Source organism: Bradyrhizobium sp. 23 (assembly GCF_023073295.1).
In the GTDB taxonomy this organism is placed as follows: domain Bacteria; phylum Pseudomonadota; class Alphaproteobacteria; order Rhizobiales; family Xanthobacteraceae; genus Bradyrhizobium; species Bradyrhizobium canariense_D.
Genome location: NZ_JADPJF010000064.1, coordinates 332,717 through 356,459, shown reverse-complemented (window position 1 = coordinate 356,459; position 23,743 = coordinate 332,717). Strand labels below are relative to the sequence as shown.

The following is a 23,743-nucleotide window of genomic DNA, read 5'->3' as shown; positions in this document are numbered from 1 at the left end:
CACGATGAACATTCAAACCGAGCATCGTCACCCAAACATCGGTCCAACGCCATACGACGAGGTCTACTACCCGGGCCATGTTTATGGGCTTACTCATCCCAACCATCTTGCTACCATGGCCGCCGTTTACGGCATGCAGCCGGCGCCGGTCGAGCGTTGCCGGGTGCTGGAGCTTGGCTGCGGCGTCGGCGGCAACCTGTTGCCGATGGCCTTTCAATACCCGAACAGCGAATTCGTCGGTGTCGACCTGAGCGGCGTGACGATCGAGCGCGGTCAGAACAATGTCGCTACATTGGGCCTGGAGAACATCAAGCTTCTCCACTGCGACATCATGAATGTCGATGCAAGCTTCGGACGGTTCGACTACATCATCGCGCACGGCGTGTATTCCTGGGTGCCACCGGCGGTGCGCGAGAAGATGATGATGATCTTCAAACAGAACCTCGCGCCGCAGGGGGTCTGCTACGTCAGTTACAATGCGCACCCGTTCTCACATATGCGCGACATGGTCCGCGACATGATGCGGTATCACACCCGCCGCCTCACCGGCATGAAAGAAAAAGTAGGACAGGCCCGCGCAATCTTGAAGTTCTTGAGCGAGGGATCGAAAGCCAACTCGGTTCACGGCGCGATCATGCGCGATCAGTACAACCGCGTCCTCAAGGCGCCCGACGAGCTGTTGTTTCATGACGATCTCGACGAAGGCGCCGAGGCCTTCCTGCTGCACGAGGTTGTCGAGCTTGCAGGCTCTCATGGCTTGCAATATCTAAGCGACGCCGATTTCTCGCGACGCAATCTGGCGGGCTATTCCGAGGAGGTACGCGCGACGTTGCAACGCTTCCCGGAAACCGAGTTCATGGCACGCGATCAGTATCAGGACTTTATCGACGGTAACGGCTTTCGCCGTACCTTGCTCTGCCACGACAACGTCTCGCTCTCCCGCCAGACCGACCTCGATTTCGTCACCCGGTTCTATTTGCTGAGCACGACGAGCCCGGTTGATCCGGACGCCTGCGTAACGGACGATTCAGCGATGGAATTCGAAAATGAGGACGGTAGCAGGATCACGGTGACCAATTCGCTCTTGAAGGCGGCGCACCTATGCCTCGGCCGCGCTTGGCCTCGCGCGCTGTCATTTGACGAATTGCTCGATGGGGCGCGAGTGCTGCTTGGCGGCGGGCAGGCAGATGATGACCAAAAGGCGTTGACCGAGGCGATGTTTATCCTAGCTTGCAGCGGCGAGGTCTCGTTCCTGCTGTCGCGTCCCTTCTTATTGACGGAAGCGACCGAGCATCCGCAGGCGAGCCTGCTCGCGCGAAAACAAGCGCAAACAGGTCCGCTCGTCACCAATCTCCTCCACCAAACCGTGCAGTTGGAGGACGACCGAACCAGGGATTTCCTGCAATTGCTCGATGGTACGCGGACTATCGACCAGATCACGGCCGAAATGACCGAGAAATTCGGCCCGACCATCCAGGTAGGTCAGAAGGATCGTGCCAGGAAGCCCGCCGAGCCGCTGCTGCTATCAACGCGAGAAAGCGTTCAACGCTCGCTTGCGATGGTCGGCAAGCTGGGCTTGCTAATCGCCTGACGCGCTCATGTGCGCCGGGCACCGTGGAAGGAGTGGCGGAAGGAACCAGAAGATCTGCTACCTCCCGAAACAGGCGAGGTGCCCATCACTCAGCCATCGTGGGTGTACTGCTGGCCGAGCAGCCATCCGGTGAGAATACCACCGGGTCCGCTGGTATAGACCGGATGAAGGCCCACGCCGGCGCGCAGCATCCGCCATTCACTCTCGCCGACCCAGGGAATGCCAGGATCGCCCTTTTGGTATTGCGACAGTAACGTTTTGGCGACCTCAGCGGCATTGGCGTAAATCGGGCCGTTGGCCCAGCGCGGCCGCGGGAGGCCGGTCATGCGGCAATAGAGCGCCGTGCAGACGTACGCGGACGCCTCTTCGGCATTGGCGTCGAGGCCGGTACGCAACAGATCGTAGGCTGCATGCAGGCTCTCATGGACGATATAGGCTCCGTCCATCCGCCCCGCCGCCGACACGACCTCCAGCGTGTTCGCAGCGACCGCTGTGCCGTCCGCCCTGGTTCTCGCCACATCGTTATATTGTGCGGCAACGCCTGCCGCGAGATCCGTCGGAGCCCTGACGGTGACCCGCCCCAACCGGATCGCGCGGGCGACGTGATGGAACGTTTGCGGCGCAATCGTCACGTGGCTGCCGCGGATCGGAAATCGGAAACGAATGCGTGCGACCGCCGGCCCATTGAGTATATCCAATACCCTGCCTCGCAGTGACATCTGATCATCCTCGCCGCTTAAAGTACCCCCTGCATAGTGGTCGCCGATTCCAGTTGGCGGGTTCAAACTGCATCGGTGCTGGGGCAATAGGGGTTTGACTTTTGCCGGAATTGGCATGGGGCCTTCGGCAACTTCATAGAACGAGCAGACATTGAACCCGAACCCGTTCGGGCGAGACCAATCTGAGGTGAGGATTGCCACGGAGGGCGCGCCATGACGACGACCGATCCGACGACGACCGACACTTACCGGAAGATCGCGGCGCGATTGACCATGCTGCGACCGCAGATCGATTTGAAGAATTACTTTGCCGGCGCCAACCCGAATGTGCGCCTTTATGACGAGAAGCCCTACATCCGACACCAACTCGAGAAGTATGGTGTCGCTGCCGCGACGACCACGCTCGACGGCGTCACCTTCCTGCCCAAGGACTGGGAAGAGCTGATCAAGAAGCTGCGCATTGCCAAGACGACGGACGGATTCGACGCATTCGCCGAAGGGCAAAGCCCGGAAAAGGCGTCGCATTGGGCTCTCGATCTGTCGATGGCGGCAACGATCGGCAAGGGGTTTCGGGAGATCTGGCGCCCAAAGCTGTCCGACAAGCCACTCTCAACGCGGGATCTCCCGGGCCGGCACGGCTTCGGGCTCGGACGCGACCGCGGACAATGGAGCGATGCCTACAGCTCGCAATTCGGCAAAGACCCGCAGCCCCAGGACATCACCTCGCTGCATTTCGCAGTAGCACCCGACCGGGTGAACGTGCACATCGACGAAACAGGCTTCGTGTTCGAGGGCGTGGACGGTGCCCTTACGGTCGGGCCGAACTTCATGCACCACGCCGGCAACGAGCTGTTCTGGAAGAGCAACTCACATGTGCCGCGTTGGGCGGCCGAACACATCGACTTGATATTGCCGAACAGCGCGAACGACTTTTCGCGCGTGGGCGTTTCGGTCGACATGTACCAGCGCAAAGATCTGCGCGTCACGGTCACCGGCTCCTGCGGAATTTTCGGCGGTTTCGAGTGCTCCGGAACCGTGAGCGTCAGCGGCACGCATGACCTGCTAGGCTCGAGGTCAAAAGGCCGGCGCTAAAGCGGAGATTGCTGGTTCGATTGTCCACGCCTCCAAGCTACGAATGAGGCTCCTCCCTAGCCTACCTGTTCGCGGCCCGAATGGAATGGAACCATCGAACCGCCTCAAAGTAACGGCGACCAATGAATATTGGCGGCAAGATCGGGTAGTTCTGCAGGACTCAGCAAGGGAGGTCCTTACATTGCCGAACCAGGAAAGACCCTTGAAGCCTGTCGTCGAAAGCTACGTACCGCCAGCGGGAACGCGACATGCGGTGGCGGCAGGCGAGACTTGGATATCCCTCGCCAAGCGGATCGGCATCGATCCATGGGACCTCATCGAGTTCAATTTTCCGGGCATCAAGCTCGTCAAACAGCGCGATTTCCAACAAGCCGCAAGGCAGGTGAACTGGTACCTGGCCGAGTATGTAGGCTGCCGCGCGATATCGCCCGACCGCCAGAATTTTGCGTTTTCTTCCGGTACGACCGGCGGGAAAGGTGGATGGAAAGGCGGCTTCATCTATCTACCGCCAGGTACGCCGCCTCCCCCGCCGATTGCGCCCATTCCACCGGTTGCGCCCACCCCAGTGGCCCCGATCCCACCGGCATGTGAAGGAAGCCGACCCGACTTCGCCCGCGTGCTGGACGTCAGCGAACGGGATTTCGCGCGCAACGTCTTTGGCCCGACCCTGCCGCCGTGGGAGACGATCGCGATTACCAATGGCCTGGGAGCAGGCGGAAGACCGTGGACGAACGACGGACCGTTCTTTAGAGGAAGCAATCCCATGGTGCCGAGCATGCGGTATGCCATCAATCTTGGCAATGTCGCGTTCAGTAACCTGGCATCTCCTAGCCCCACCTTCGGCCTCCTGTGCGACAACTTCGGTCGAATTTGCGACCTCTTCGTGCACGAAATGACCCATGTGTGGCAGGCGTTCAACGATTCGAACTGGACGATGGCGCGCTCTTTCTGGGCGCAGACAATCGGTGCCGGCTACGATTACACGCCCGGCGACTCCTGGGACTCATACAACGTCGAGCAACAGGCACACATCGTTGAAGATTGGCACAAATACAAAATCAGTTTGCCGATGCTTGCCGAGGAACGCTATCCGTACGTCCGGCTCGTGATCCGATCTGGACGCCTCACTTTTCCTCGCGGGCTGGATCTGGCGGCATTGAAAAAGGACCTTCAAGATCTGCGCGCAAGGCACCTGGAGTAGGTCCGTCGCAAGGGAGTGGTCGGGAGCTTACTCAAGTGATGCACCAACACGCCGATAATTCGCCGCGGTGCGGTAGCGCATTCTTCCTCTCTCCGAGAGTAGTTTTACGACTTGTCCAGCGTGCTGGTCAGCTTCATAGCGCAAGCACACGGAGAAGAATTGCGCGGCCGCCATGCGACAGGCAATCGACGTCCTGGCAGATTGTTTTCTGCGTCGCTAGCGCGCGGCGCATAGCTCGGGACATCCGCGGTCAGAATAGCCTCGGCTCGACGTACAATTTGCTCGCCCTCGCAGCCGCCGACGAAATCCAGACCGCAAAATCATCGATCGAGGTTCAAATCTACACCAACCAAACTCGACACCAGCACATTGCCCCGCATGACGAATTTCCGGTATGTTACCGGCTCAACCGGCGAGCAACGATCCGGATGATTATCCCCGGCGCGGTGAACCGGCGCGACACTATTGTGGATTAAGGTTGGGGAAAGCTATAGCAAGCTTCGCACAGTCCTTGCAGGATTCCGGTGTATACGCGGCGCAAAGCTTCATGATCGTTCCTCGGAGAGGCTTCAACCTGGTCTGCCCTCACGGGCTTTCAACGGGCGTGGGGACGAGTAAGATGCTGTCTCGTGGCCCGGAGGCGGCATGAGCCAGCGCAAGTTCATGGGACTTGTCGGCGGTGCGACAGCATCAGGGCCGGGCATTGCGCCAGCGAGCCAGCGATCAGCCAACGCAGCCGCCGAGCCCGCTTACGATGATGAGCAAGAATTCCCACTGATCATCGCGAACATCCCCGCAACCCCTCGTCAAAAGGCCTGGGCGGTGGGTGTCGCCGTCTTGCTCATCGTCCTTGCAGCGGTCATCGCGCCGTTCGCCCGGATCCAATTGGGCCAGATTAATGGTTTCGTTCCAGTGTTGCAGACCGCGTTGGCCTTGGCCGAGTTCATCACGGCAGCCCTGCTATTTGCTCAATTTTCGATCCAGCCTCAACGGGCACTTCTCGCACTGGCAAGCGGATACGTTTTCAGCGGATCATTCGCATTCTTGCAAACGCTCGCCTTTCCGAACGGATACGCTTCCGCGGGTGTCATTGGGGATGGACTGAACAGCCCCGCTTGGCTTTACGTGCTATGGCACGCAACGTTCCCCGCGGCGATTTTCGGCTACGGGTTCACGAAGGATCATACCGCCGGCGGCAAACCAGGCAAACCTGCAACAGCCGCGATCATAATAGTTGTCGGGTGCATCGGCGCCGCCGTGGCAGGACTGGCGTGGATCGTGAACGCGAAAGCCGAATGGCTTCCTAATTTCTACGTGAACGACGTCAGGCACCAGACCCCTCTCGGCAATCAGGTCAACCTGATACTTTTGCTATGGAATCTGACTGCTCTCACCGTTTTGTTTGCACGCATGCGCACCATTCTTGACCTTTGGCTGATGGTGACTTTGCTCGCCTACTTGCCGAACTTTCTGGTAGCAATCATCGGCAGCTCGGTTCGGTTCACCATCGGTTGGTACGCAGCACGCGGTTTCGTTCTCGTCGGCAGTTGCATGTTGCTGACCGTATTGCTCATCGAAACGATGTTTATCTATTCGCGCCTTGCCAGCGTCATTGCCCTGCAACGACGCGAACGAGCGAACCGGCTTCTCAGCATCGACGCGGTCACTGGCGCGATCGCCCACGAGCTAAGATCGCCATTGGGGGCCATCTCGCTCAATGCTGCGACAGGCCTCAGTCACCTGCGAGCTGCCCCCCTTGAATTGGAGGACCTCGAAAACATCCTGTCTGACATCGAAGCGGACAGCAGCCGCGCCGCTGACATCATATCGAACATTCGCGAGATGACAATCAAAACGGCGCAGGGCGGCGCTTCAGCAAACGTCGAGGATGTCGCCGAGCTTGCGCTGCGACTGTTGAGGCACGATCTCCTTGCCAATGGCGTATCAGTAATTACGGAGTTTCAGGGCAACATTCCCCCAGTCGCTCTGGGCGGCACTGAGCTTCAGCAGATTGTCCTGAACCTCTGCAAAAACGCGCTTGACGCAATGAGTTCTGTCCCCGCCGATCAACGACAGCTCCGTATGAAAACCAGCCTTGATGGTGGCGCAACGGTCCATTTGTCCGTAGAAGACTCCGGCACCGGCATCACACCCCGTCACCAAGAGCGCATCTTCGATCCGTTCTTCACGACGAAACAAGGCGGTATGGGGTTGGGGCTGGCCATCTCCTCCAACCTGGTCGGAAGGTGCGGTGGAAAGCTGAGGCTGGTCAAATCGGACGTCAGGGGCTCCGTTTTCGAGCTGGAAATGCCCGTCTCCGCCCCCGCTTCGGTGCAATGACGGTACGGGACCGTCACGACCATTCCGCCTTTCGCGCGCTCACTTCAGAGAGATCATGATTGTGCTGAGATTAGCGGCGAATTCCACCCCGGCTTTTGGTCCCTGCAGCACCATCGTGACCCCTTTGTCGTTGCGCAGCTGAGCGCCATTGATGCCGCCGATCAGGGCAGCCCCGCCACCGACCGAGCTGTATGCGCCGGCAAAATCGCTGACCTCTCGAATGCCTGAAGCCCAGCCCTCGAGCCACCCAACGGTAGCGCCGACGGTAAAACCCAAGCTTACCCCGCTGATGCGGAACGGATGATGGCGGCCGCGATAGGTCAGCACGCCGCTCCCAGCGCCACCGCCCACGAGCAGCCCCGCCTTTACGATCTTGATCCGGACCTGCGCGGATGCCTGTGCAAACGACGGGGTCGTCGGGATAAGGAGTGCGAGCAGCACGAGGCGTGCCAAACGCCAAAGAAGCCCACGCAAGATCTGCGTGCGTCGCTCAGGGTTTTACACCATCCAGCTTCTTCCAGGTCTGGTCCGGATCGAACGCGCTGATGCGGGAAACGAGGACCTTGGTCCGAGGCCCGAGATCCTTCTGGTAGACAACGCCCGCATGGTTGACCAGGAAGGTCATGACGCCGGAATTGCCGTACTCGGCCGGCCAGGCGACCAGTGCGAAACCTCCGATCATCTTGCCGTTGACGATATAGTTCAGCGCGCCGCCTGGCGTGTTCGATCCCTGCCCCTTCAGGATGCGGAAATAGTAGCCATGATAGGGCGCCGGCCCCTCCTCGGCCTTGTAGCCTTCGGCCGAAGCCTGCGCCGCCAATGCACCGAGCGGGCTCGGGTCGCTGTCGTCGCGCCAGAACAACCCGTCCTTCTTGCCTGCGCTGCTGACGATGCGCTGCGCGTACACGCCAGTACCCTCACCGCGATCCTTGTCGGCGTATTCGTTCTCGGCATCGACAAAGGCGAGACTGGTCTGGATCGCGTCGAGTTCATTGCGGCCGATGCGGCGATACAGGACCTCAATGCGGCCTTCGGCGGTATCGAATTCCCAGCCGGTCCTGGTGTTGACGAGCGGAATCGGGGAACGGAAAGTCGTCCGGACCCAACATCAGCACTGCCTTCCTGTTACCTTCCGCCTTGATCGCATGCTTCGCATCATACATCGAGGTGAAGCGTTTCCGGATGTCGACGTCGGCGACCTCGTCGCCGGAGGAAACGATGTCCTCGGCAGCGCTGCCGAGGACTTTCAGGATGGCCCGGTCCGGCCCACTTTTCACGGCGGCAGCGAGCGCCCCTGCCGCATCCTCCGGTGTCGGATAGGACTGCTGCGCAAGGGATGGCGAGCTCAGGAGCCCAAGCGCAATAATGGCCGGCAAGATGGCGAGACGAAGCGACTTCAAACCCATCATGGCGTCACCTCGCCAGGAATCCGCGCGCCGCTCTCGAGCCAGTCGCGATAGGTACGGAATTTCAGACCGAGCTTTTCGTAATAGACCCGGAGATAGCCGTCGGCTCCGCGGGTGACGGCTACCGGCTTCACGTCCTCGACTTCTTGCGCAATGACGCCGACATAGGCCTTGTCGCTGCCGATATAGCTGAAGCGGTAATAACCAAGACCGCTTGCGAGATGGCCGAGCAGAACGACGTCATGCTTCAGCGCGATATCGGAACGCCGTCCGCCGCCACCACCACCACCACGGCCTCCGCCACCCTGGAAGCCTCCGCCGCCGCCTCGGCCGGCGAAGCTCGCACCTCCGCCACCGCCACCGCGCGGTCCCATGCTCGCCATGCTCGCATGACCACGCGCCGATGCTGCGGCCGCCGAGCGGCCCGACGACACGTTCAGCACGCTTCCGCTACCACCGCGGTTCGCGGCTTTGGCGCCCCCGCCCTTGGCGCCGCCGGCTTTAGGGCCAGCACTCTTTGCGCCGGCATTCTTGGCACCACCGCCCTTGGCCGCGCGATCGCCACCGCCTTTGGCGCGATCGCCTCCCGCCTTGGCGCGATCCCCGGCGCCTTGACGGTCGCCACCTCGGTCGCCAGCGCGATCTGCCGCACGATCCCCAGCGCGATCTGCGCCACCAGGCCGATCCTGTCCCGGCTTCAAGACTTGCTGTCCGTCGCGGCCGCGGAAATCCATGCGGTCGGCGGCGCCGGCCTTCAGATTGCTATTGCCGAAGCGCTGCTGAACGTTGGCGTTGTTGTAGCGTACCCCTTGGCGATGCGACGGATTGTGCTGCCAGCCAGTTCCGATGTTGGTGGTGCGGTGATTGATATAGACGTTGCGGTTACCCCAGTTGCAGCCGCCGCCCCAATAATTGCCCCAGCGACCGATAGCCCAGGCTGTGCCGAACGCGAGACCCGCCGCGACGACGCCTGCGCCGATGTAGGACGGGTAGCCGAAGTAATATGGTGGATACTCGGTGTAGGGCCACGCGCCGTAGACCGTCGCAGGCTCGTAGTACGGCACGTACATCGTATCGGGAACCGCCGGCTCGATCACGACCACCTGCCTGCTTTCCTCGGTCTTGACGCTCACCTTCTGCTGCGTGGTGGTCAGCAGCTTCTTGTTGTCATAAGCCTTGGTCCGCAGCCGCTGGACCGCATCCATCACATCCGATTGCTGCGCGAGCACCGCGTCGCCCAGCACCTTGGTCCAGTCGAGCTTGTCGCTCATCATGGAAAGGACCTCAGCAGTCGAGGCCAGCGCCTTGATGCTGTCATCCCACGGCTGCTTCTCGACTTCAGTCTTTAGGGCATCACCCCTCAGAGTCTTGTGCTCTTTCAGCCAGCGATCGGCCTGAACGACTTCCAGAGGATAGGTGGATGCCGCCAGCACGTTGGCAAGCAACTCGTCGGGATAGAGCGCGATCGGTGCGACCAGAGCTTCGAGCTGCTCGGGCTTGAGCATTTCGGCAGCCGCCCGCGGCTGACCCGGCGTTTGGGCTTGGGCACCTGAGGCGGCCGAAGTGTCCGCAGTTTGGGCTGCCGCGGGCACGGGCGCCAAGAGCAGGACCATCGCGATCAGAGTTCTACCGCAACGAAGCATCGCGTCCTCCCTTGAACCCTCATTGGGCCAAGCATCTTGGACGATCAGTGACCTTTATTGATCAAGATCAAGGAACAAGGAGCTCTCTCGAAGTCCGCGCTATACATTCCACGGCGGCCCGACGTTTGATCCGGTCGAGATCCGGCCGCGCCGCTCAGGCGCTGGAGCCCGGGAGCGCGGACAGCAAAACCCGGCGATCATGAATCAGGCTCTGAAGGCGATGCGCCGCGACATTCAAGGTCGTGACATCGAGCGCATTTTCGTCTCCTGCCGCGGCTTTGGCCTGCTGAGCCTGGAGAACCCGGTCGATTTCGGCCTCGATATCGGACAGTTCGGCTACTGCCTCCGCCCTGCGTATCCGCACACCCAACGCATACAGCAAGTCCAGCCCCCGTTCGGCCTTCGATGGATCGCCTACCCGAAGGAATTTCCAGGCAGCCGCCAGTACCGAGATGAGGCCGCCGAAAATCATGGGCGCGAGAAAGATGATGTTTCCCCATTCGTCCAGAAAGCTCTGCTGCGTTCCGTTGTAGAATGCCGCGGCGCCGGGATGAACCGGGAGAAAGGCGTCCGAATCCGTGCTCGGCGCGGTCATTTGAGAGAGTATCGGCAATTCGCCGAGCAGGTCCCTGCGCGCCTTCATCAGCGCGTCGGCCAGGCTGCCCGCCACCTCTGCGCTGAGCTGCTTTTGCGCGACCACATAGAACGAAACCCGCAGCGTGGTAAGATCCTCGCTCGGGACAGGCGGCGAACCGCGCAACGTGCCCTTCGGGACATCGAAGCTTTCATAGGCGCGCTGCTTTTCCGCGATGGCACCAGCCGCCTCGACGGGAAGGAGGACCGGCGCGGTCTTCGGCGTCTGCAGAAAGAGACCGCGCAAGAGGGCCAGATACTTTTCGGCAAGAGGAACGACGATCAGAATCGCCCGTACCTCCTTGGCATCGAGTGCCCGCCGCGCGTCTGCCGGTTGGAGATTGCGGAATGACACGTTGGCGCGTCCGAGGCCGTATTCGTCGCTGAGGACGTCGACGACCTTGCGATTTATCTCGCCGCCGATCACGCCGACGCTGGTGCGCTTCAGACCAGCGATTTCGGTAATGGAGGAGCCCGGCGGCGCAACCAGCAGGACAACGGCGTGGGCGAGAACCACGATAGCCTGCGCCTGCGATAGGTCGCCGACGTCGCCGCGGACGACAGCAAGCTCGACCTTTTCCGCCGCAAACTGCTCGGCAGCATCAACCGCGTTGGTCGTTTCCACCAGTCTGAGCCGGACCGGGGCGTTCACCACGGCAAGCCGGCTCGCCAACGCCGATACCAGACGCGTGGCTTCGCCATCCAGCGACCCGACCGCGATGGTCAGCGTCGTCGGGTGAGAGTACCAGCGGTAGCCGAACAGGCCCGCTCCAAGCACGAGCACAACAGCGCTGGCGACAATGAAGGAACGAAGCCAGATCGGCATTTTTGCAGGGACCATGTGGCCCTCATAGTGAATATGCGCTGGGTGGTCGGACTGGCTCATGATGCCAGACCGGCTCAACTGAGGCGCATCGCCGAACCGAAGTGCGATTCAAACCAAAGCGAAGCCGGTCAGTGCCCGCTCAGCACCAGCGTCTTGATCGGCAGCAGCAGCGCCTGAATCCGCAAGAGCATGGCGTGCACGAGGCCGACACCGTCGACAACATGCAGAGCGACGGCCCGACCCGTGCCCGTCTCCTTCGCGGATATCTCCTCGTGATTGCTGGTATAGGCATTGACGATGCAGCTGCTACCCGGCGTCACGCCTTCGAGGCCGCCCTTGTAGAGGGGCTCAAGGAAGGCCAGGATCGTGCCGGGCCGCCCGACGTTCTGCGCCTCGATCAGCTGCTCACCGCTTCGGAACTGGCCGGCTGCGATGTAATCCTGAACACTGGTGACGACCATGGGAATGATCACCCACGGCTTCGAGATGCAGGTTGCTTCCGCCACCATGCCGACCTTCATCACCTGTGCCTCGATCTGACCAAAGCCGGCCTGCAAGGCGCGCCGGCCGGCGCCGTCCGGAACCAGCACGCCGGCCGGCCGCATCAGCTGATTGACGACATCACCGGTGCGGACCAGGAATTGCTCCACGCGGCCATCGACGCCGGCGCGAACGAAGGTCTTGTCCAGATCGACCTGCGCTTCGGCCAACGCCGCCTGGGCGCTCGCTTTTTCAGCCGGCAACAGGGTTGAAAGCCGCAACGTCGCCGACGTCTTGGACGCAGTGGCCGAGTCCACACCAGCCTGCCGCTGGTTGACCACGACCTGTAATTTCTCGATATCGCGTTGCGGGACGATGCCGGGGTTGCGGCGCTGCAATTCCGTCTTCACGTCCAACTCGTCCTTGGCCTGCTGAAGGCTGGCCTTGGCTTCCTGGATCTGCGCTTCGGCCTTGACCACGTCGTTTTCCGCGCTTGTCATCGCGGCATCGACCTCAGCGATCTTGCGAGTGGCCGTCTCCAAAGCCGCCTTTTGCTTCGAACTGTCCAGCCTGAAAAGTACGTCGCCTTTCTTCACTGCCTCGCTGTAGCCGACATTGACTTCCGCGACGCGGCCCGAACCCTCGGGCAGGATCGGCACCGTGCGGAAATAGAGCGTGGCCGAGGTCGTCGACGGATGAAAGTAGAAGATCATCGTGATCAGAGAAATCGTGAGCATCAGGCAGCCGGTGATGCCCCATCGCAATTCGTACCAAATGGAAAAGAACGTGATCTCTTTGCCGAAACGTTTGCCTTGGGCATAGCGGCGGTAGAGGTAGTCCGGCAGGATGGTCAGAAGAGAGCAGAACATGAGCTCAAACATGGCTGTGTTCCTTCCCCTTGACGATCGGCTTCTCGACCGGCGGCAGGATTGGCAGTTCGGGCTCGCGGCCCTCACCGGGCGCCGCGTCAGCGATTCTCTCGACCGAGCCTGCGATGCTCCGCAGCGGCGTGCCGAAATCCGGTAGGTCGATCATCGCGAGCAGAAGACCGGCCACCCAGAAAATGTGCATGTGCGTAAAGAGCGAGATGATGCCCAGCACGGCCACGATCTCGAACTGCAGCTTCTGCGACTTGTGCGCCATTCGTTCGGGGAGGCTGTGCAGCTTCCAATAGAGCGTACCGACCCAGAGCACGCTGCCGATCAGGAAGATCCCCATCACCACCATCAGCACGTCCGTGCCGCTTCCCGGCGCGAGATAGAACGGCAGATGATGCGGGGCCAACGGGTGAATTTGCTCGGTCAACGGTAGCTCTCCACCAAAAGGAATGAGGGCAGTACGCGCTCTAGACAACGACCGTGGCAACGCAGGCGAGAAATTGATTGATATGAATCAAAGGTCCGAACGGCGCGGAACCTAGCCTAGCCCTGACTCTACCCCACAGCAAGCCAGGAGCTCGTCAGTCATGCCCGGCATCGATGATCTCATCCCCCACGCCGCGCAAATCCGCAAGGAAGCGGCGCTCGAAGACACTAAAAAGGCCGAAGAATATGTGCGCCTCGCCGCCGCCGCCGAAGCCGAGAAGCGCGCCCTGATCGAGCGGCTGAGCAAGCCGTCCGGCAAGACCGAGGAGGAGAAGATCAAGCTCGCCTCGACCATCATCCAGCGCGCGGTTCGCAACGGTCTGACCGAGGTGCAGGTCTACCGCTTCCCGAACACCCTGTGCACCGACAAGGGCCGCGCCATCAACCAGATGGAGGGAGGATGGGAGAAAACGCTGACGGGAATTCCAAAAGAGATATTCGAGCTCTGGACCGAATACCTCAAGCCGCGCGGCTACCGGATCGGCTATCAGGTCATCGACTTTCCTGGCGGCGTGCCCGGGGATATCGGCGTCATCATTTCGTGGGGCGACTGATCACGTTTCGGCCGGATTGACGGAAGGCGGAGCAGCATGGCGAAGGATCGAGCCACAGAGCGGATGAAGCGCAAGGACTACGAGAAGGAGCTCGAAAAGCTCCAGATCGAGCTTTGCCATCTTCAGGATTATGTGAAGGAAAATAGACTTCGGGTCATCGTCCTGTTCGAAGGCCGCGACGCGGCCGGCAAGGGCGGCACGATCAAGGCGATCACGGAAAAGGTCAGCCCGCGCGTGTTCCGGGTGGTGGCACTGCCGGCGCCATCGGATCGCGAAAAGACGCAGCTTTTCTTCCAGCGCTACATGAAGCAGTTTCCGGCCGGGGGCGAGATCGTGATCTTCGACCGGAGCTGGTACAATCGGGCCGGCGTCGAGTATGTCATGGGATTCTGCTCGCCCGCCGAGCACGATCGTTTCCTCGCGCTCTGCCCGCAAATGGAAAAGTACGCCATCGACGGCGGCATCATCCTGATCAAGATCTGGCTCGAGGTCGGGTTGGACGAGCAGGAGCGCCGCTTCAACGCCCGCATCGACGATCCGGTGCGGCAATGGAAGCTCAGCCCAATGGACATCGAATCCTTCAAGCGCTGGTATGATTATTCGCGCGCGCGCGACCTGATGCTCAAGAAGACGAGCACGAAGGACGCGCCTTGGTACATCATTCGGTCCGACGACAAGCGGCGGGCGCGGCTGAACTGTATCGCGCACATCCTGGAGGCTATCCCGCACAAGCGGATCAAGAAGGACAAGGTGAAGCTGCCGAAGCGCTCCGACAAGGGACGTTACAATGACCAGGCCCCCTTGCGCGGGATGAACTTCGTCGCGGAACGATATTGACGAAGTGATCGCGGGCCGCACGGCGGGCGCGGTCCGATCGTTGACGGTCAGATCGATGCTGCCGACGGACTTCGCTGGGTCCGTCAGCAGCGCATTCTTTCAATACGGATACTGGTTGGGGCAGACCCAATTGCCGTACGTGTCCTGATAACAACCGTTATTGTAGTTGTTGTTGTAGTATCCGTAGGCGCCCGCGGCGGCCGCACCGACGGCGGCGGCACCGTAAGCCGCGCCTCGATAGCCATATCGCGGATAGCCTCCGGGATAACCGGCGACCGGACGACCGGGACGGCCCGCAACGGGGTAACCTGGACGGCCAGGACGACCGGCGATCGGATGGCTTGGCCGCGGACCTCCTGCATAGTGGCGCCCGCCTCCGCCATGGATCCGTCCGGCGTGAACGGCGCCGCCATGAAAACCTCCGGCGCGCATGCCCCCTCCACCTCCACGATAGCCACCACCGCCACCTCCGCGGCGGGCATAGGCATCATCGGGAATGAGCGTGGCCGTGAGAAGAACGACGGCCGCAACAAGAGCCAGAAGATAACGAAGCATGGCATGTCCTCCCTCGATATGGGTGCCGTGATCCGCTTTCGACGATGCCTCGCGGAACGCGGTTGGCACCCGAACGTGGCACTGAGTTGCGGCCGCTTCCCTGACCTATGTGCATGAGAGAAGCAGCCGCCATTCAAGCTAGAGCGCCGCGACCGCCGAAGCGGCGCGACTGCCGCTCTACCGCTTCAAAGCTATCGTCACGCCCCCCACAGCGGCTGACAGCTCCGCACCGACCTTCGGCCCGCTAAGCTGCAGAATCACGCCGTTGCCGTTTTGCAGCTGAACGGCACCTGCGCCGGCGGCGACGGCACCGCCCGCACCGCCCACAGCATAAGAGCCTTCGATCGACTCCGGCCCCCTCAGGTTAAGAGCGCGGCCGACCAGCTTGGTGGTCGAGGCGCCGATTGTGAAGCCGACGCTCATGCCCGAGACGGTGAAGGGATATTTGTGGCCCCGCAGCAGCAGAACGCCCTCGCCGCCACCGACGCCGACGATGAATCCGCCTTTGGTGAAGACCACGGCGACCTGGCCGGTCTCTGCCTGCGACGGCGTGCTGAAGCCGGCACTTATCAGCAGAGCAGTCAAGGCGACACGGATGGCGACTTTTCTCATGAGATTCGTTTCCTCTGGTTGTTATGCCGATCTATTGAGCCAGTATCATCGCGAAGTAGCCAAACACGGTGAGCAGAATGCCCGATACGGCGTAGCCGACTGGGAACCCGATCCAGGGCACGGAGCTCTGGATTTCCACCGCGGCTTCGCGGCACGGACCGGAGTGCGACCGCGCACCGGCAACGCCGCCCATCAGCACGGCCGGATTGATCTTGAAGACGTGGAAGCCGATCGCCCAGACGACGAACGGCGGGATCGTGCAGGCGATGAAGCCAGCGACGAAGATCTTCAACGCGACCGCACCCGTGAGCTGCGCCAACAACCCGGCGCCGGCATTGATGCCGACGATGGCGACGAAGACCACGAGGCCGAGATCCTCCAGCACATTGCGCGCCGCGTTCGGTGTGTTGCCGAAGAAGCGCAGTCGGGAGACCAGCGACGAGACGATCACGCCGGACAGCAGCAGTCCGCCGGCATTGCCGAGGCCGATCTTGGCGCCGAAGGCTGGAAATTCGATCATCCCGATCAGGAAGCCGATGATCATGCCGGCGGCGAGCGTCAGCAGATCGGTCGAAGTGTTGGTCCGCGCAATGCGTCCCCACATCTCGCCGAGCTCGTTGACGGCCGACTTGATACCGACCACCGAGACGATGTCCATCCGCTGCAACTCCGTCTTGAGACCGGCCGGAATCTGCACGCCGCCACGTTCGACCTTGGTGACCTGCAGCTGGCCGGCAATCGCGGTCTCACGGAAGGACTCGAAGGTGCGTCCGACCATCTCCTTGTTGGTGACCAGGATGTCCGCCTGATCCATGGGAATGCCGAGCGCCTTGGCGTCGGCAACCTCAGGGCCAATCAGTCCCATCTTGTCGGTCAGATGCTCGGTCGCGCCACCGAGCGCGACGAGGTCTCCCTTTTGCAGCACGACGTCGGGATCGGCTCCCAACGGCTGACCGCCTCGCACCACGTTGACGATGCGGTATTCCGGGTTGATCGTGCGGAATTTGGCGATGCTCATGCCGACCTGGGCCGGATTTTCGAGCCGGTAGGCGCGCAGGCCGAACTGCCGATAGCCGGTCAGGCCGCCACCCTCGAGATCCTTGACGCCAAATTCCTTCTCGTATTGCCTGGCAGCCGCCTTGGCATCGACGCCCCACCAGCGCGGCAGGTATTTGCAGATCAAGATGATGCCGACTGTGCCCCAGATATAGGTAATGCCGTAGGACAGCGCGATCATGCCCGACGCGTCCTCGGGCTTCATGCCGTCAGGAAGCTTGACGACACCTGAGGTGATGGCCTGCTCGGCTGAGCCGATCGCGGCGGACATCGTCTGCGACCCCGCCAGCATGCCGCCGGCAGCGCCGATCGGCAGCGCAAAGAGCTTTGAAAGCATAACGACAAGCGCCAGACCGAGAACGCTCGACACCAGCGCCAGGATGCAGAACTTGAGACCGTCGCCCTTCAGGCTGTTGATGAAGGACGGTCCCACACGTAAGCCGACGCCATACATGAACAAATAGTAGAACAGACTCTTGGCGAACGTGTTCAGCTCAAGCTTCACGCCGTAGACCGACGCCCAAACCGAAAGGGCTGCGCCCACCACGATGGCGCCGGCGACCATGCCGAGGCCGTAACCCTTGATGCTCGCACGGCCGATCCAGACGGCGAGGCCAACGACGAAGAACAGCAACAGAAACGGGTTCTGCTGCAAGAACGTGAAAAAGCTCTGCATGTCCGTCCCCTTTATTACGATGCCGCCTTCAGCTTCGGCGCGGCGCCGGGCTTGGGCCGGCCAATCTTCGCCAGGGCTTCGGCACGTACGAGCTTCAGCCCCTCCTTGGCGTCGTAGCCGTGGATTTCCTTCACATCGAGCTTGCGCATGAAGTCGATGGTTTCCTGGGTGATGACCTGCCCCGGCACCATGATCGGGAAGCCCGGCGGATACGGGATCACGAAACTGGCAGAGACGAGGTCGGGACCGGCCTTGAGGCGACGGTCGATCTCGGGATCGCCGAGCCGGATATATTCGCATCCCGCCGCGTCGTAGGCCGAGTAGAAGCCGCTGCGGATATCGCCCTCATTGGTCCTGGTGCCGGCATCGCCACGGAAACTGTCGTGGAACTGCGAGAAGTTCGGCAGGTCGGGCACATCGGTCATCAGGCTCTTGACCCGCGCCTCGAAGGTCTTCTTCGCATTGGCGCCACCCTGAACCAGTCCACGATCGACCTCGCCCGCAATCTCGGCCAGCACCCTCACCAGATGCGCAACATCGCTGCGGGTATTGTTGATGTTGGACTGGAACAGCACCGAATTGCGCGAGGTCTTGTTGATCTGGATGTTGTACTCGTTTGCCAGGATTCCCTTGAACTGCGTACCGTCGTATCCGGCGGTGCCGCACACCAACGTCATGCGGGTCGGATCGAGGCAGAACTCGTCGTCGTCAAGGCTCTTCAGGACACTCGCCCAGTTTGTGCCGGTGGCCAGATAGTCGGTGAAGCCGCTCTGGCGGTATTGCGCCGGCACCATCGCGTCCGCACCGAGAATCCGGAAGTATTTCGAGATCAGTGGATTGTTGTTGACCGCTTTGCGGATCGCGAACGCGATTTCGATCGCGTTCGCTACCAGACCATAGCCCTCGAGCTCCATCTGACGCCGCGAGACGTCGAGGCTCGCGATGAGCTGCTGGTTCGGGCTGGTCGACGCGTGCGTGAACACCGCCTCCTTGAACTGTTGCTCGACGGTATGGAATTCGACGTCCTTGACCGACAGCATCGAGCCCTGCCGGATTGCCGACATCGACTTGTGGGTCGAGTTGGTCTGGTAGACGCGCAAGCGGATCTGACGCGGATCGGGAATCAGTCGGGTCTTGAGCAGCACCTCGTCCGATGGATTCTTGTCGAGCTCGGCCTGCTGCTTCTCGTAAGCCGCAACCGATTTCGGGTCGTGCATCCAGGCCTCGATCTCGTTCGCGGCGCCCATCGCGGTCCGCCGCCGCAGGAACGGCGAGAAGCGTGCAAAGCCGAACCAGGCTTCATCCCACAGGAAGATCAGATCGGGCTTGATCGCGAGGCATTCCTCCATCACCCGGCGGGTGTTATAGATGTGGCCGTCGAAGGTGCAGTTGGTCAGGTCGAGCATCTTGACGCGGTCCAGCCGGCCATCTGCCCGCGCATTCAGCAGCGCCTGCTTGATGGTCTGCAGCGGCACCGCGCCGTACATCGAATACTCGGTCATCGGGAACGCTTCGACATAGATCGGCTGGGCGCCGGCCAGAACCATGCCGTAGTGGTGCGACTTGTGGCAGTTGCGATCCACGATCGCGATATCGCCTGGCCCGAGCAGCGCCTGCACCGCCATCTTGTTGGAGGTCGAGGTGCCGTTGGTCACGAAGAACACGCGATCCGCGCCGAGCGCGCGTGCCGCCTTGTCCTGCGCTTTCTTGATGGTGCCGGTCGGCTCCAGCAGGCTGTCGAGGCCGCCGGTGGTGGCGCTGCTTTCGGCCAGGAACAGATTCAAGCCATAGAACTCGCCCATGTCGCGGATCCAGTCCGACCTGAAGACAGATTTGCCGCGAGCGATCGGCAGCGCATGGAACGTGCCGATCGGGCGTTGCGCGTATTTCTTCAGGTTGTCGAAGAATGGCGTATCGAATCGATCCTGGATCCCTTCGAGGATGGAGAGATGGAGCTCGAGGAGCTCCTCGATGGAGTAGAATATCCGCCGAGCCACATTGGCCTCGGGGTTCCCCGCCATTTCCTCGACGTCGCGATTCGACATCAGATAGATGTCGAGCTCGGGACGTACCCGCTTGATGACGTGGGCTAGCCGGAGCGCGGACGCGTCCGACTCGTCATTGATCCCCGCGGCGGCGGTCATGGTGCGCAATACCGGCGCGTCGTGACGCGAGCGCAGAGCGAACCCCTCGTTGATGACGACGGCGGCGATATTGGGGTTGAGCATCGTCGCGCAGAAGGCGTCTTCCAGACTTCCGACGATCACCGGCTCATAGACGAACGAATCGACCGGACGCCGCAACTTGCGCCATTCGGCAGCGAGAGCTGGCCACTTCTCGGAGGAGACGCCGGTGACGACCAGCGTTTCGAAATAGGGTCGCCGAGCTGCATGCGATCCGAAAGTTGACGGCACAAGCTCGGGCGCATCACCGTCGCCGTCGTCCTTGGCATCCCAGTCGCCGGCAAGCTGGCGGAAGGATCTCGTCATCAACGCCTGCGTAATGCGCGTCGCGAGAGCAAGTGAACCCGCCGCATCCCCGGCCGAGGCGGCTTCCCGCAAAGCCGCCATCAACTGCAGCCCCGGATAGCCGTGAAACTCCTCTATCACGGAGAGATCGGCCAGGGCCGCGTCAAACATCGCACGGTCGCCGCCGCGCGCCCATGCTTTGGCTGCTTCGACCAGATCGCGCCAGTTGTCTGCCCGTCCGCCGGGCCCGGAAATGAACTGATCGATGCGCTTCTCTGCAGGCTTGGCGTCCTTGGACATGTCTCTCTCCGGATCTTTGCGAGGTCGCAGCCGGATCGTGATGCCCGCTCACCTCGGTTTATTGATCCAAGTCAACGGACGCGCATCTTGAAGAGACCCGAAGCACCTCGCGATGCAATATCGTCCGAGGTGGTTGCCCGATTCCGATTGCAGGCGAGAGAGATCGGATCAGAGCCGGGTGGCCAACACGCCGGCCGGATCCTCCGATATGGGATCAGACGATTGCTTGCTTTCACCGAGCACGCTGTCGACCGAGCGAAGCCAAATCGCACTGTCGGTCTTTTCCGCCAATCCCTCGGCCCGCAGCAGATCGCGCAATTGTGCATGTGCACCGACGATGCAGAAGGCGATATGGACCGAGGCGAGCTTGTCGTGAAGGTCGTGCAACATGCGCGCCCCAGCCAAATCAATGTAGGGCGAAGCGGAGAGATCGCAGACAACCAGCCTGATATCGGCCGACTTCAGCAAGGCATCCGACACTGTTTCCAGGATTGTTTCGGCATTGATGTAAAGCAGCGAGGCTTCCGGTCGAAAGGCGATGATACCGACCAATGGCTCGACGCCTTCGTGCCTCGCATCATCGGAGTAGCGGCCGGTGCCCGGGAGCCGGCCGAGGAAGGCGACATTCGGACGTGAGGCTCGCGCCAGGAGCAGGACAATCGAGGCAATCGCCGCCAGCAGAACGCCTTGCAATATCCCCAGGAGCAGCACGGATACCAGCGCAATTGCCGCAGCGTTAAAGTCGATGCGGCTGACCTGCCACATCCGCAACAGCGCGCGGATGTCCACCAGCCTGTAAACGGCAGCAAAGACGATCGCCGCCAGCACCGCCTTGGGCAGATTCGTCAGGGCTCCCGTGAAGAACAGCAGGCACAGTGCCAGCGTCGTCGAACAGATCACCAGAGCCAGGGGCGTGCGCGCCCCCGCATTGTCATTGACGGCAGATTGCGACAATCCGCCCGCCACGGGGTAGCCGTGGCCGAATGCGGCGACGAGGTTGGCCGCGCCAAGCCCCAAAAACTCCTGACGGACATCAAGGGCATAGCCATGCTTGGCAGCAAAGCTGCGCGCGGCGGAGACACCTTCGATATAGGCCAGCAGCACGCATCCCGCAGCCAGCGGGAACAGTTCGTCCGGCTCCAACAGACCAAAGCTGGGTAGTCCAAACGCCGGCAATCCCTCCGGAATTTTGCCGGTCACCGGCACGCCAAGCGATGGAAGGCCAAGCAGTGTCGCCAGCATGATCGATAGCGCCATGATCGTGAGCCCGACCGGCTTTCCCCGCAGCCACCGCTCTCCCACAAGCAGGGACAAGAGAGCGAGGGCTCCGATCGCCAGAACCAGCCAATTGATGCCGCCGAGCTGACCCGCGAGCTTGATGGCGCGATCGAAAAAATTGTGACCGCCTCCGGCAACGCCGAACAGGCTCGGCAACTGGCTCATCATGATGGTAAGTCCCGCGCCGGCCTTGAAACCGACCAGGATACTGTCGCTCACCAAGCGGACGAGAACGCTGAGCTTGAACAACCAGGCGATCAGGCACAGCAGCGCCACCGCGCAGGCGGCCAGGCTCGCGATCTCGGCATATTTCGCCGCGTCTCCGCCGGCCAGCGTCCCGACGGTCGCCGCAATCATCAGCGAGATCGCCGAGGTTGGACCTATTGCAAGCTGGCGCGACGACCCCAGCAGCGCATAGCCGATGCCGCCGAGCATGTAGCCGTAGATGCCGATCTGAGGCGGCAGGCCCGCCAGCGTCGCATAGGCAAGTGACACAGGGAGGGCGTACGCCGCAAGCGTAATGCCGGCGATGGCGTCCGAACGCAGCCAAGCGCTACGGTACTGCGCCAACCATGTCGCCGGCGGAAACAGGAAAGTCCAGCGCGATCTGCGGTTGGATGAGGTCATGAGCTGGCCTCCTCGCCTGGACTTTCGCAACGCAACAGCACAACCAGCAGCGCGATCACGGGGACACCGAGCGCCAAATTCGGGATCTGCTTGGTCGCGAAGGCGCCAAGAGCCGCGCCGAGGCCGAACGTGATACACAAGACAACGAAAATGCCGGGGAGCCGTAGCGCCCCCTCGCCAGACGCTACAGCAAACACACCTTCAATCGCCTGCCGCATGTTGCCCGTGATCATGACGGAGCTGTAGAGCACGCCTTCGACCCTCGTGAAGACGGCGCTCTGTACGGCGGCGACGAAGGAAATGCCAAGCGTTCCCGCAAGATCCGGCAGGCGATTGTGCAGGATGGCGATAGTAACCAGCAGCAGGATTTCGATCAGCGTACCGATCGCGCTGGCGCGCGCTCCGGTTGCCCGTCGCAGCCATGCAGCGACCAGGATACCGGCGGCGAATGCAAGGATCGGCGGAACGAAGTGCAGCGCCTTCGTCCAATTTCCGATCGAGCCATAAACCCACAACAGCACAAGGTTTGCGGTCTGGGCATTGGCCATCACGCCGTGGATGATCCACGTAAAGGCGTCGATATAGCCCCCGGCGAAGGCAAGCAGCAGCGCAATCGGCACCGTTTCGTCGCGGCGTATCGACGAAGCAGCGGCAGTATCCATCGTGCTCATGTCCGAAGGTCGGCTTTGACTCTTGAGGCTCCACAAGAAGCGAGCTTGCCGCCGACCAGGATTGATCTGGATCAACTGTCGCCAGCTTTCGGCAACGAGATTGGCCCCTAACTACTGGAGGCAATGCGCCATGATTACCGTCAGGTGGATCATCTCTGCCGCGCCGGAAATCTTCCTGCTGCTGTCGGTCGCGCTCGGCACCATCCTTGGCCGCGTCCGTATTTTTGGATTTTCGATCGGCACCACCGCATGCACGCTCATCGTGGCGGTCCTGATCGGGCAGCTCGGCACCTTCACATTTCCAGCGCTACTGAGAGTCATCCTCTTCAGCCTGTTCGTATTCACGATCGGGTACCGGTCGGGGCCAGAGTTCTTTGCTTCTCTGAGCATCCGGACCTTGGCGCAGGTCGCCCTCGCGCTCGTGCTTGGCGGCACCGGGCTTGTCATCGTTCTCATATTTGCCAAGGCATTCGCACTCGGTCCCGGCACCGCTTCGGGGCTCGCTGCGGGAGCCCTGACGCAATCTTCGGTGATCGGCACCGCGTCCGGCGCGCTGGCCCAACTCGGGCTCGCCAAGGACGTGCTGGAGCAGCAGGAGGCGAATATCGCCGCCGGATACGCGGTGACGTACGTCCTTGGTTACATCCTCACGCTTCTGTTCGTACCCTTTGTCGCGCCGAAATTGATGCGGATCGATTTGAAGGCGGAGGCTGCGAAGCTGGAAGCGGAGCTGTCAGGAGGAAACCCGCCGCAGACCGAAAATCTGCATTATCGAAAGTTCCAGGCGCGCGCGTACCGGGTGTCGGCAGCGGCG

Annotated in this window: 19 protein-coding genes and 2 pseudogenes; 8 read left to right on the top strand and 13 right to left on the bottom strand. The window is 61.5% G+C overall.

Annotation, left to right across the window (positions count from 1 at the left end):
- Positions 1–4 precede the first annotated feature (4 nt).
- Positions 5–1,591, top strand: a complete 1,587-nt coding sequence (locus IVB32_RS16915) for a class I SAM-dependent methyltransferase (protein WP_085383663.1) — start codon at positions 5–7, stop codon at positions 1,589–1,591.
- 89 nt (positions 1,592–1,680) lie between these two features.
- Here the strand turns inward: IVB32_RS16915 and IVB32_RS16910 are convergent, their stop codons facing one another.
- Entirely contained in the window at positions 1,681–2,511 is an 831-nt protein-coding gene (locus IVB32_RS16910; RefSeq protein WP_247410770.1) for a hypothetical protein, read from the bottom strand.
- Between the two features lie 12 nt (positions 2,512–2,523).
- Between IVB32_RS16910 and IVB32_RS16905 the strand changes: the two genes are divergently transcribed.
- The 4 genes from IVB32_RS16905 to IVB32_RS16890 all read left to right on the top strand — a co-directional run bounded on the left by IVB32_RS16905 (position 2,524) and on the right by IVB32_RS16890 (position 6,943).
- Positions 2,524–3,402 (top strand): hypothetical protein, encoded by an 879-nt coding sequence (locus tag IVB32_RS16905; RefSeq protein WP_162496436.1) that lies wholly within the window; start codon positions 2,524–2,526, stop codon positions 3,400–3,402.
- 202 nt (positions 3,403–3,604) lie between these two features.
- Positions 3,605–4,603, top strand: a complete 999-nt coding sequence (locus tag IVB32_RS16900; protein WP_247362309.1) for a hypothetical protein — start codon at positions 3,605–3,607, stop codon at positions 4,601–4,603.
- 278 nt (positions 4,604–4,881) lie between these two features.
- On the top strand, positions 4,882–5,079 hold the full coding sequence (locus tag IVB32_RS16895) for a hypothetical protein (protein ID WP_247362306.1): 198 nt from the start codon (positions 4,882–4,884) through the stop codon (positions 5,077–5,079).
- A gap of 169 nt (positions 5,080–5,248) precedes the next feature.
- A complete protein-coding gene (locus tag IVB32_RS16890; RefSeq protein WP_247362303.1) occupies positions 5,249–6,943 on the top strand; it encodes an MASE4 domain-containing protein in 1,695 nt (564 codons plus the stop codon).
- A 39-nt stretch (positions 6,944–6,982) separates the two neighbouring features.
- On the opposite strand, the gene IVB32_RS16885 is transcribed toward IVB32_RS16890, so the two are convergent.
- The 6 genes and pseudogenes from IVB32_RS16885 to IVB32_RS16860 all read right to left on the bottom strand — a co-directional run bounded on the left by IVB32_RS16885 (position 6,983) and on the right by IVB32_RS16860 (position 13,236).
- Positions 6,983–7,384: a hypothetical protein gene (locus IVB32_RS16885; protein WP_247362300.1), complete on the bottom strand. Its 402-nt coding sequence runs from the start codon at positions 7,382–7,384 to the stop codon at positions 6,983–6,985.
- Between the two features lie 49 nt (positions 7,385–7,433).
- A pseudogene (locus IVB32_RS16880) lies at positions 7,434–8,352 on the bottom strand (DUF2950 domain-containing protein).
- Positions 8,349–9,992 carry a DUF3300 domain-containing protein gene (locus tag IVB32_RS16875; protein WP_247368051.1) on the bottom strand — a complete coding sequence of 548 codons (1,644 nt, stop codon included), beginning with the start codon at positions 9,990–9,992 and terminating at the stop codon, positions 8,349–8,351. The pseudogene IVB32_RS16880 and the gene IVB32_RS16875 overlap by 4 nt, the downstream one beginning before the upstream one ends.
- Positions 9,993–10,146: 154 nt before the next feature.
- Positions 10,147–11,466, bottom strand: coding sequence for a TAXI family TRAP transporter solute-binding subunit (locus IVB32_RS16870; protein WP_247364671.1), 1,320 nt, complete (start codon positions 11,464–11,466; stop codon positions 10,147–10,149).
- A gap of 113 nt (positions 11,467–11,579) precedes the next feature.
- Positions 11,580–12,812: a biotin/lipoyl-binding protein gene (locus IVB32_RS16865; protein WP_247362291.1), complete on the bottom strand. Its 1,233-nt coding sequence runs from the start codon at positions 12,810–12,812 to the stop codon at positions 11,580–11,582.
- Positions 12,805–13,236 (bottom strand): hypothetical protein, encoded by a 432-nt coding sequence (locus IVB32_RS16860; RefSeq protein WP_231190719.1) that lies wholly within the window; start codon positions 13,234–13,236, stop codon positions 12,805–12,807. Before IVB32_RS16860 ends, IVB32_RS16865 begins: the two co-directional genes overlap by 8 nt.
- A 160-nt stretch (positions 13,237–13,396) precedes the next feature.
- Here IVB32_RS16860 and IVB32_RS16855 point away from each other — a divergent pair, with 160 nt between their 5' ends.
- Both IVB32_RS16855 and ppk2 read left to right on the top strand, forming a co-directional pair.
- Entirely contained in the window at positions 13,397–13,849 is a 453-nt protein-coding gene (locus IVB32_RS16855; RefSeq protein WP_247362288.1) for a hypothetical protein, read from the top strand.
- Positions 13,850–13,885: 36 nt separating this feature from the next.
- Positions 13,886–14,686: a polyphosphate kinase 2 gene (gene ppk2, locus IVB32_RS16850; RefSeq protein ID WP_247362285.1), complete on the top strand. Its 801-nt coding sequence runs from the start codon at positions 13,886–13,888 to the stop codon at positions 14,684–14,686.
- A gap of 99 nt (positions 14,687–14,785) precedes the next feature.
- Here ppk2 and IVB32_RS16845 read toward each other — a convergent pair whose 3' ends face one another.
- From IVB32_RS16845 to IVB32_RS16820, 6 genes are all read right to left on the bottom strand, one after another.
- The gene (locus tag IVB32_RS16845; RefSeq protein ID WP_247362282.1) at positions 14,786–15,241 is read right to left on the bottom strand and encodes a hypothetical protein; all 456 of its coding nucleotides are present in this window, start codon (positions 15,239–15,241) and stop codon (positions 14,786–14,788) included.
- A 177-nt stretch (positions 15,242–15,418) separates the two neighbouring features.
- A complete protein-coding gene (locus IVB32_RS16840; protein WP_247362280.1) occupies positions 15,419–15,853 on the bottom strand; it encodes a hypothetical protein in 435 nt (144 codons plus the stop codon).
- A 31-nt stretch (positions 15,854–15,884) separates the two neighbouring features.
- Positions 15,885–17,585 carry a transporter gene (locus tag IVB32_RS16835; RefSeq protein ID WP_247368047.1) on the bottom strand — a complete coding sequence of 567 codons (1,701 nt, stop codon included), beginning with the start codon at positions 17,583–17,585 and terminating at the stop codon, positions 15,885–15,887.
- Between the two features lie 14 nt (positions 17,586–17,599).
- The gene (locus IVB32_RS16830) at positions 17,600–20,353 is read right to left on the bottom strand and encodes a decarboxylase (RefSeq protein WP_247362274.1); all 2,754 of its coding nucleotides are present in this window, start codon (positions 20,351–20,353) and stop codon (positions 17,600–17,602) included.
- Positions 20,354–20,521: 168 nt separating this feature from the next.
- The gene (locus tag IVB32_RS16825) at positions 20,522–22,258 is read right to left on the bottom strand and encodes a SulP family inorganic anion transporter (protein WP_247410768.1); all 1,737 of its coding nucleotides are present in this window, start codon (positions 22,256–22,258) and stop codon (positions 20,522–20,524) included.
- On the bottom strand, positions 22,255–22,929 hold the full coding sequence (locus tag IVB32_RS16820) for a YoaK family protein (protein ID WP_247364666.1): 675 nt from the start codon (positions 22,927–22,929) through the stop codon (positions 22,255–22,257). Before IVB32_RS16820 ends, IVB32_RS16825 begins: the two co-directional genes overlap by 4 nt.
- Positions 22,930–23,059: 130 nt before the next feature.
- Between IVB32_RS16820 and IVB32_RS16815 the strand changes: the two are divergent.
- Positions 23,060–23,743: pseudogene (locus IVB32_RS16815) on the top strand (transporter); the annotation flags it as partial.

Coding starts and splice junctions, on each gene's coding strand:
- IVB32_RS16825 (WP_247410768.1), bottom strand. CDS start 22,258: ATGACCTCATCCAACCGCAGATCGCGCTGGACTTTCCTGTTTCCGCCG.
- IVB32_RS16915 (WP_085383663.1), top strand. CDS start 5: ATGAACATTCAAACCGAGCATCGTCACCCAAACATCGGTCCAACGCCA.
- IVB32_RS16820 (WP_247364666.1), bottom strand. CDS start 22,929: ATGAGCACGATGGATACTGCCGCTGCTTCGTCGATACGCCGCGACGAA.
- IVB32_RS16845 (WP_247362282.1), bottom strand. CDS start 15,241: ATGCTTCGTTATCTTCTGGCTCTTGTTGCGGCCGTCGTTCTTCTCACG.
- IVB32_RS16835 (WP_247368047.1), bottom strand. CDS start 17,585: ATGCAGAGCTTTTTCACGTTCTTGCAGCAGAACCCGTTTCTGTTGCTG.
- IVB32_RS16865 (WP_247362291.1), bottom strand. CDS start 12,812: ATGTTTGAGCTCATGTTCTGCTCTCTTCTGACCATCCTGCCGGACTAC.
- IVB32_RS16890 (WP_247362303.1), top strand. CDS start 5,249: ATGAGCCAGCGCAAGTTCATGGGACTTGTCGGCGGTGCGACAGCATCA.
- IVB32_RS16905 (WP_162496436.1), top strand. CDS start 2,524: ATGACGACGACCGATCCGACGACGACCGACACTTACCGGAAGATCGCG.
- IVB32_RS16855 (WP_247362288.1), top strand. CDS start 13,397: ATGCCCGGCATCGATGATCTCATCCCCCACGCCGCGCAAATCCGCAAG.
- IVB32_RS16830 (WP_247362274.1), bottom strand. CDS start 20,353: ATGTCCAAGGACGCCAAGCCTGCAGAGAAGCGCATCGATCAGTTCATT.
- IVB32_RS16875 (WP_247368051.1), bottom strand. CDS start 9,992: ATGCTTCGTTGCGGTAGAACTCTGATCGCGATGGTCCTGCTCTTGGCG.
- IVB32_RS16840 (WP_247362280.1), bottom strand. CDS start 15,853: ATGAGAAAAGTCGCCATCCGTGTCGCCTTGACTGCTCTGCTGATAAGT.
- IVB32_RS16870 (WP_247364671.1), bottom strand. CDS start 11,466: ATGGTCCCTGCAAAAATGCCGATCTGGCTTCGTTCCTTCATTGTCGCC.
- ppk2 (WP_247362285.1), top strand. CDS start 13,886: ATGGCGAAGGATCGAGCCACAGAGCGGATGAAGCGCAAGGACTACGAG.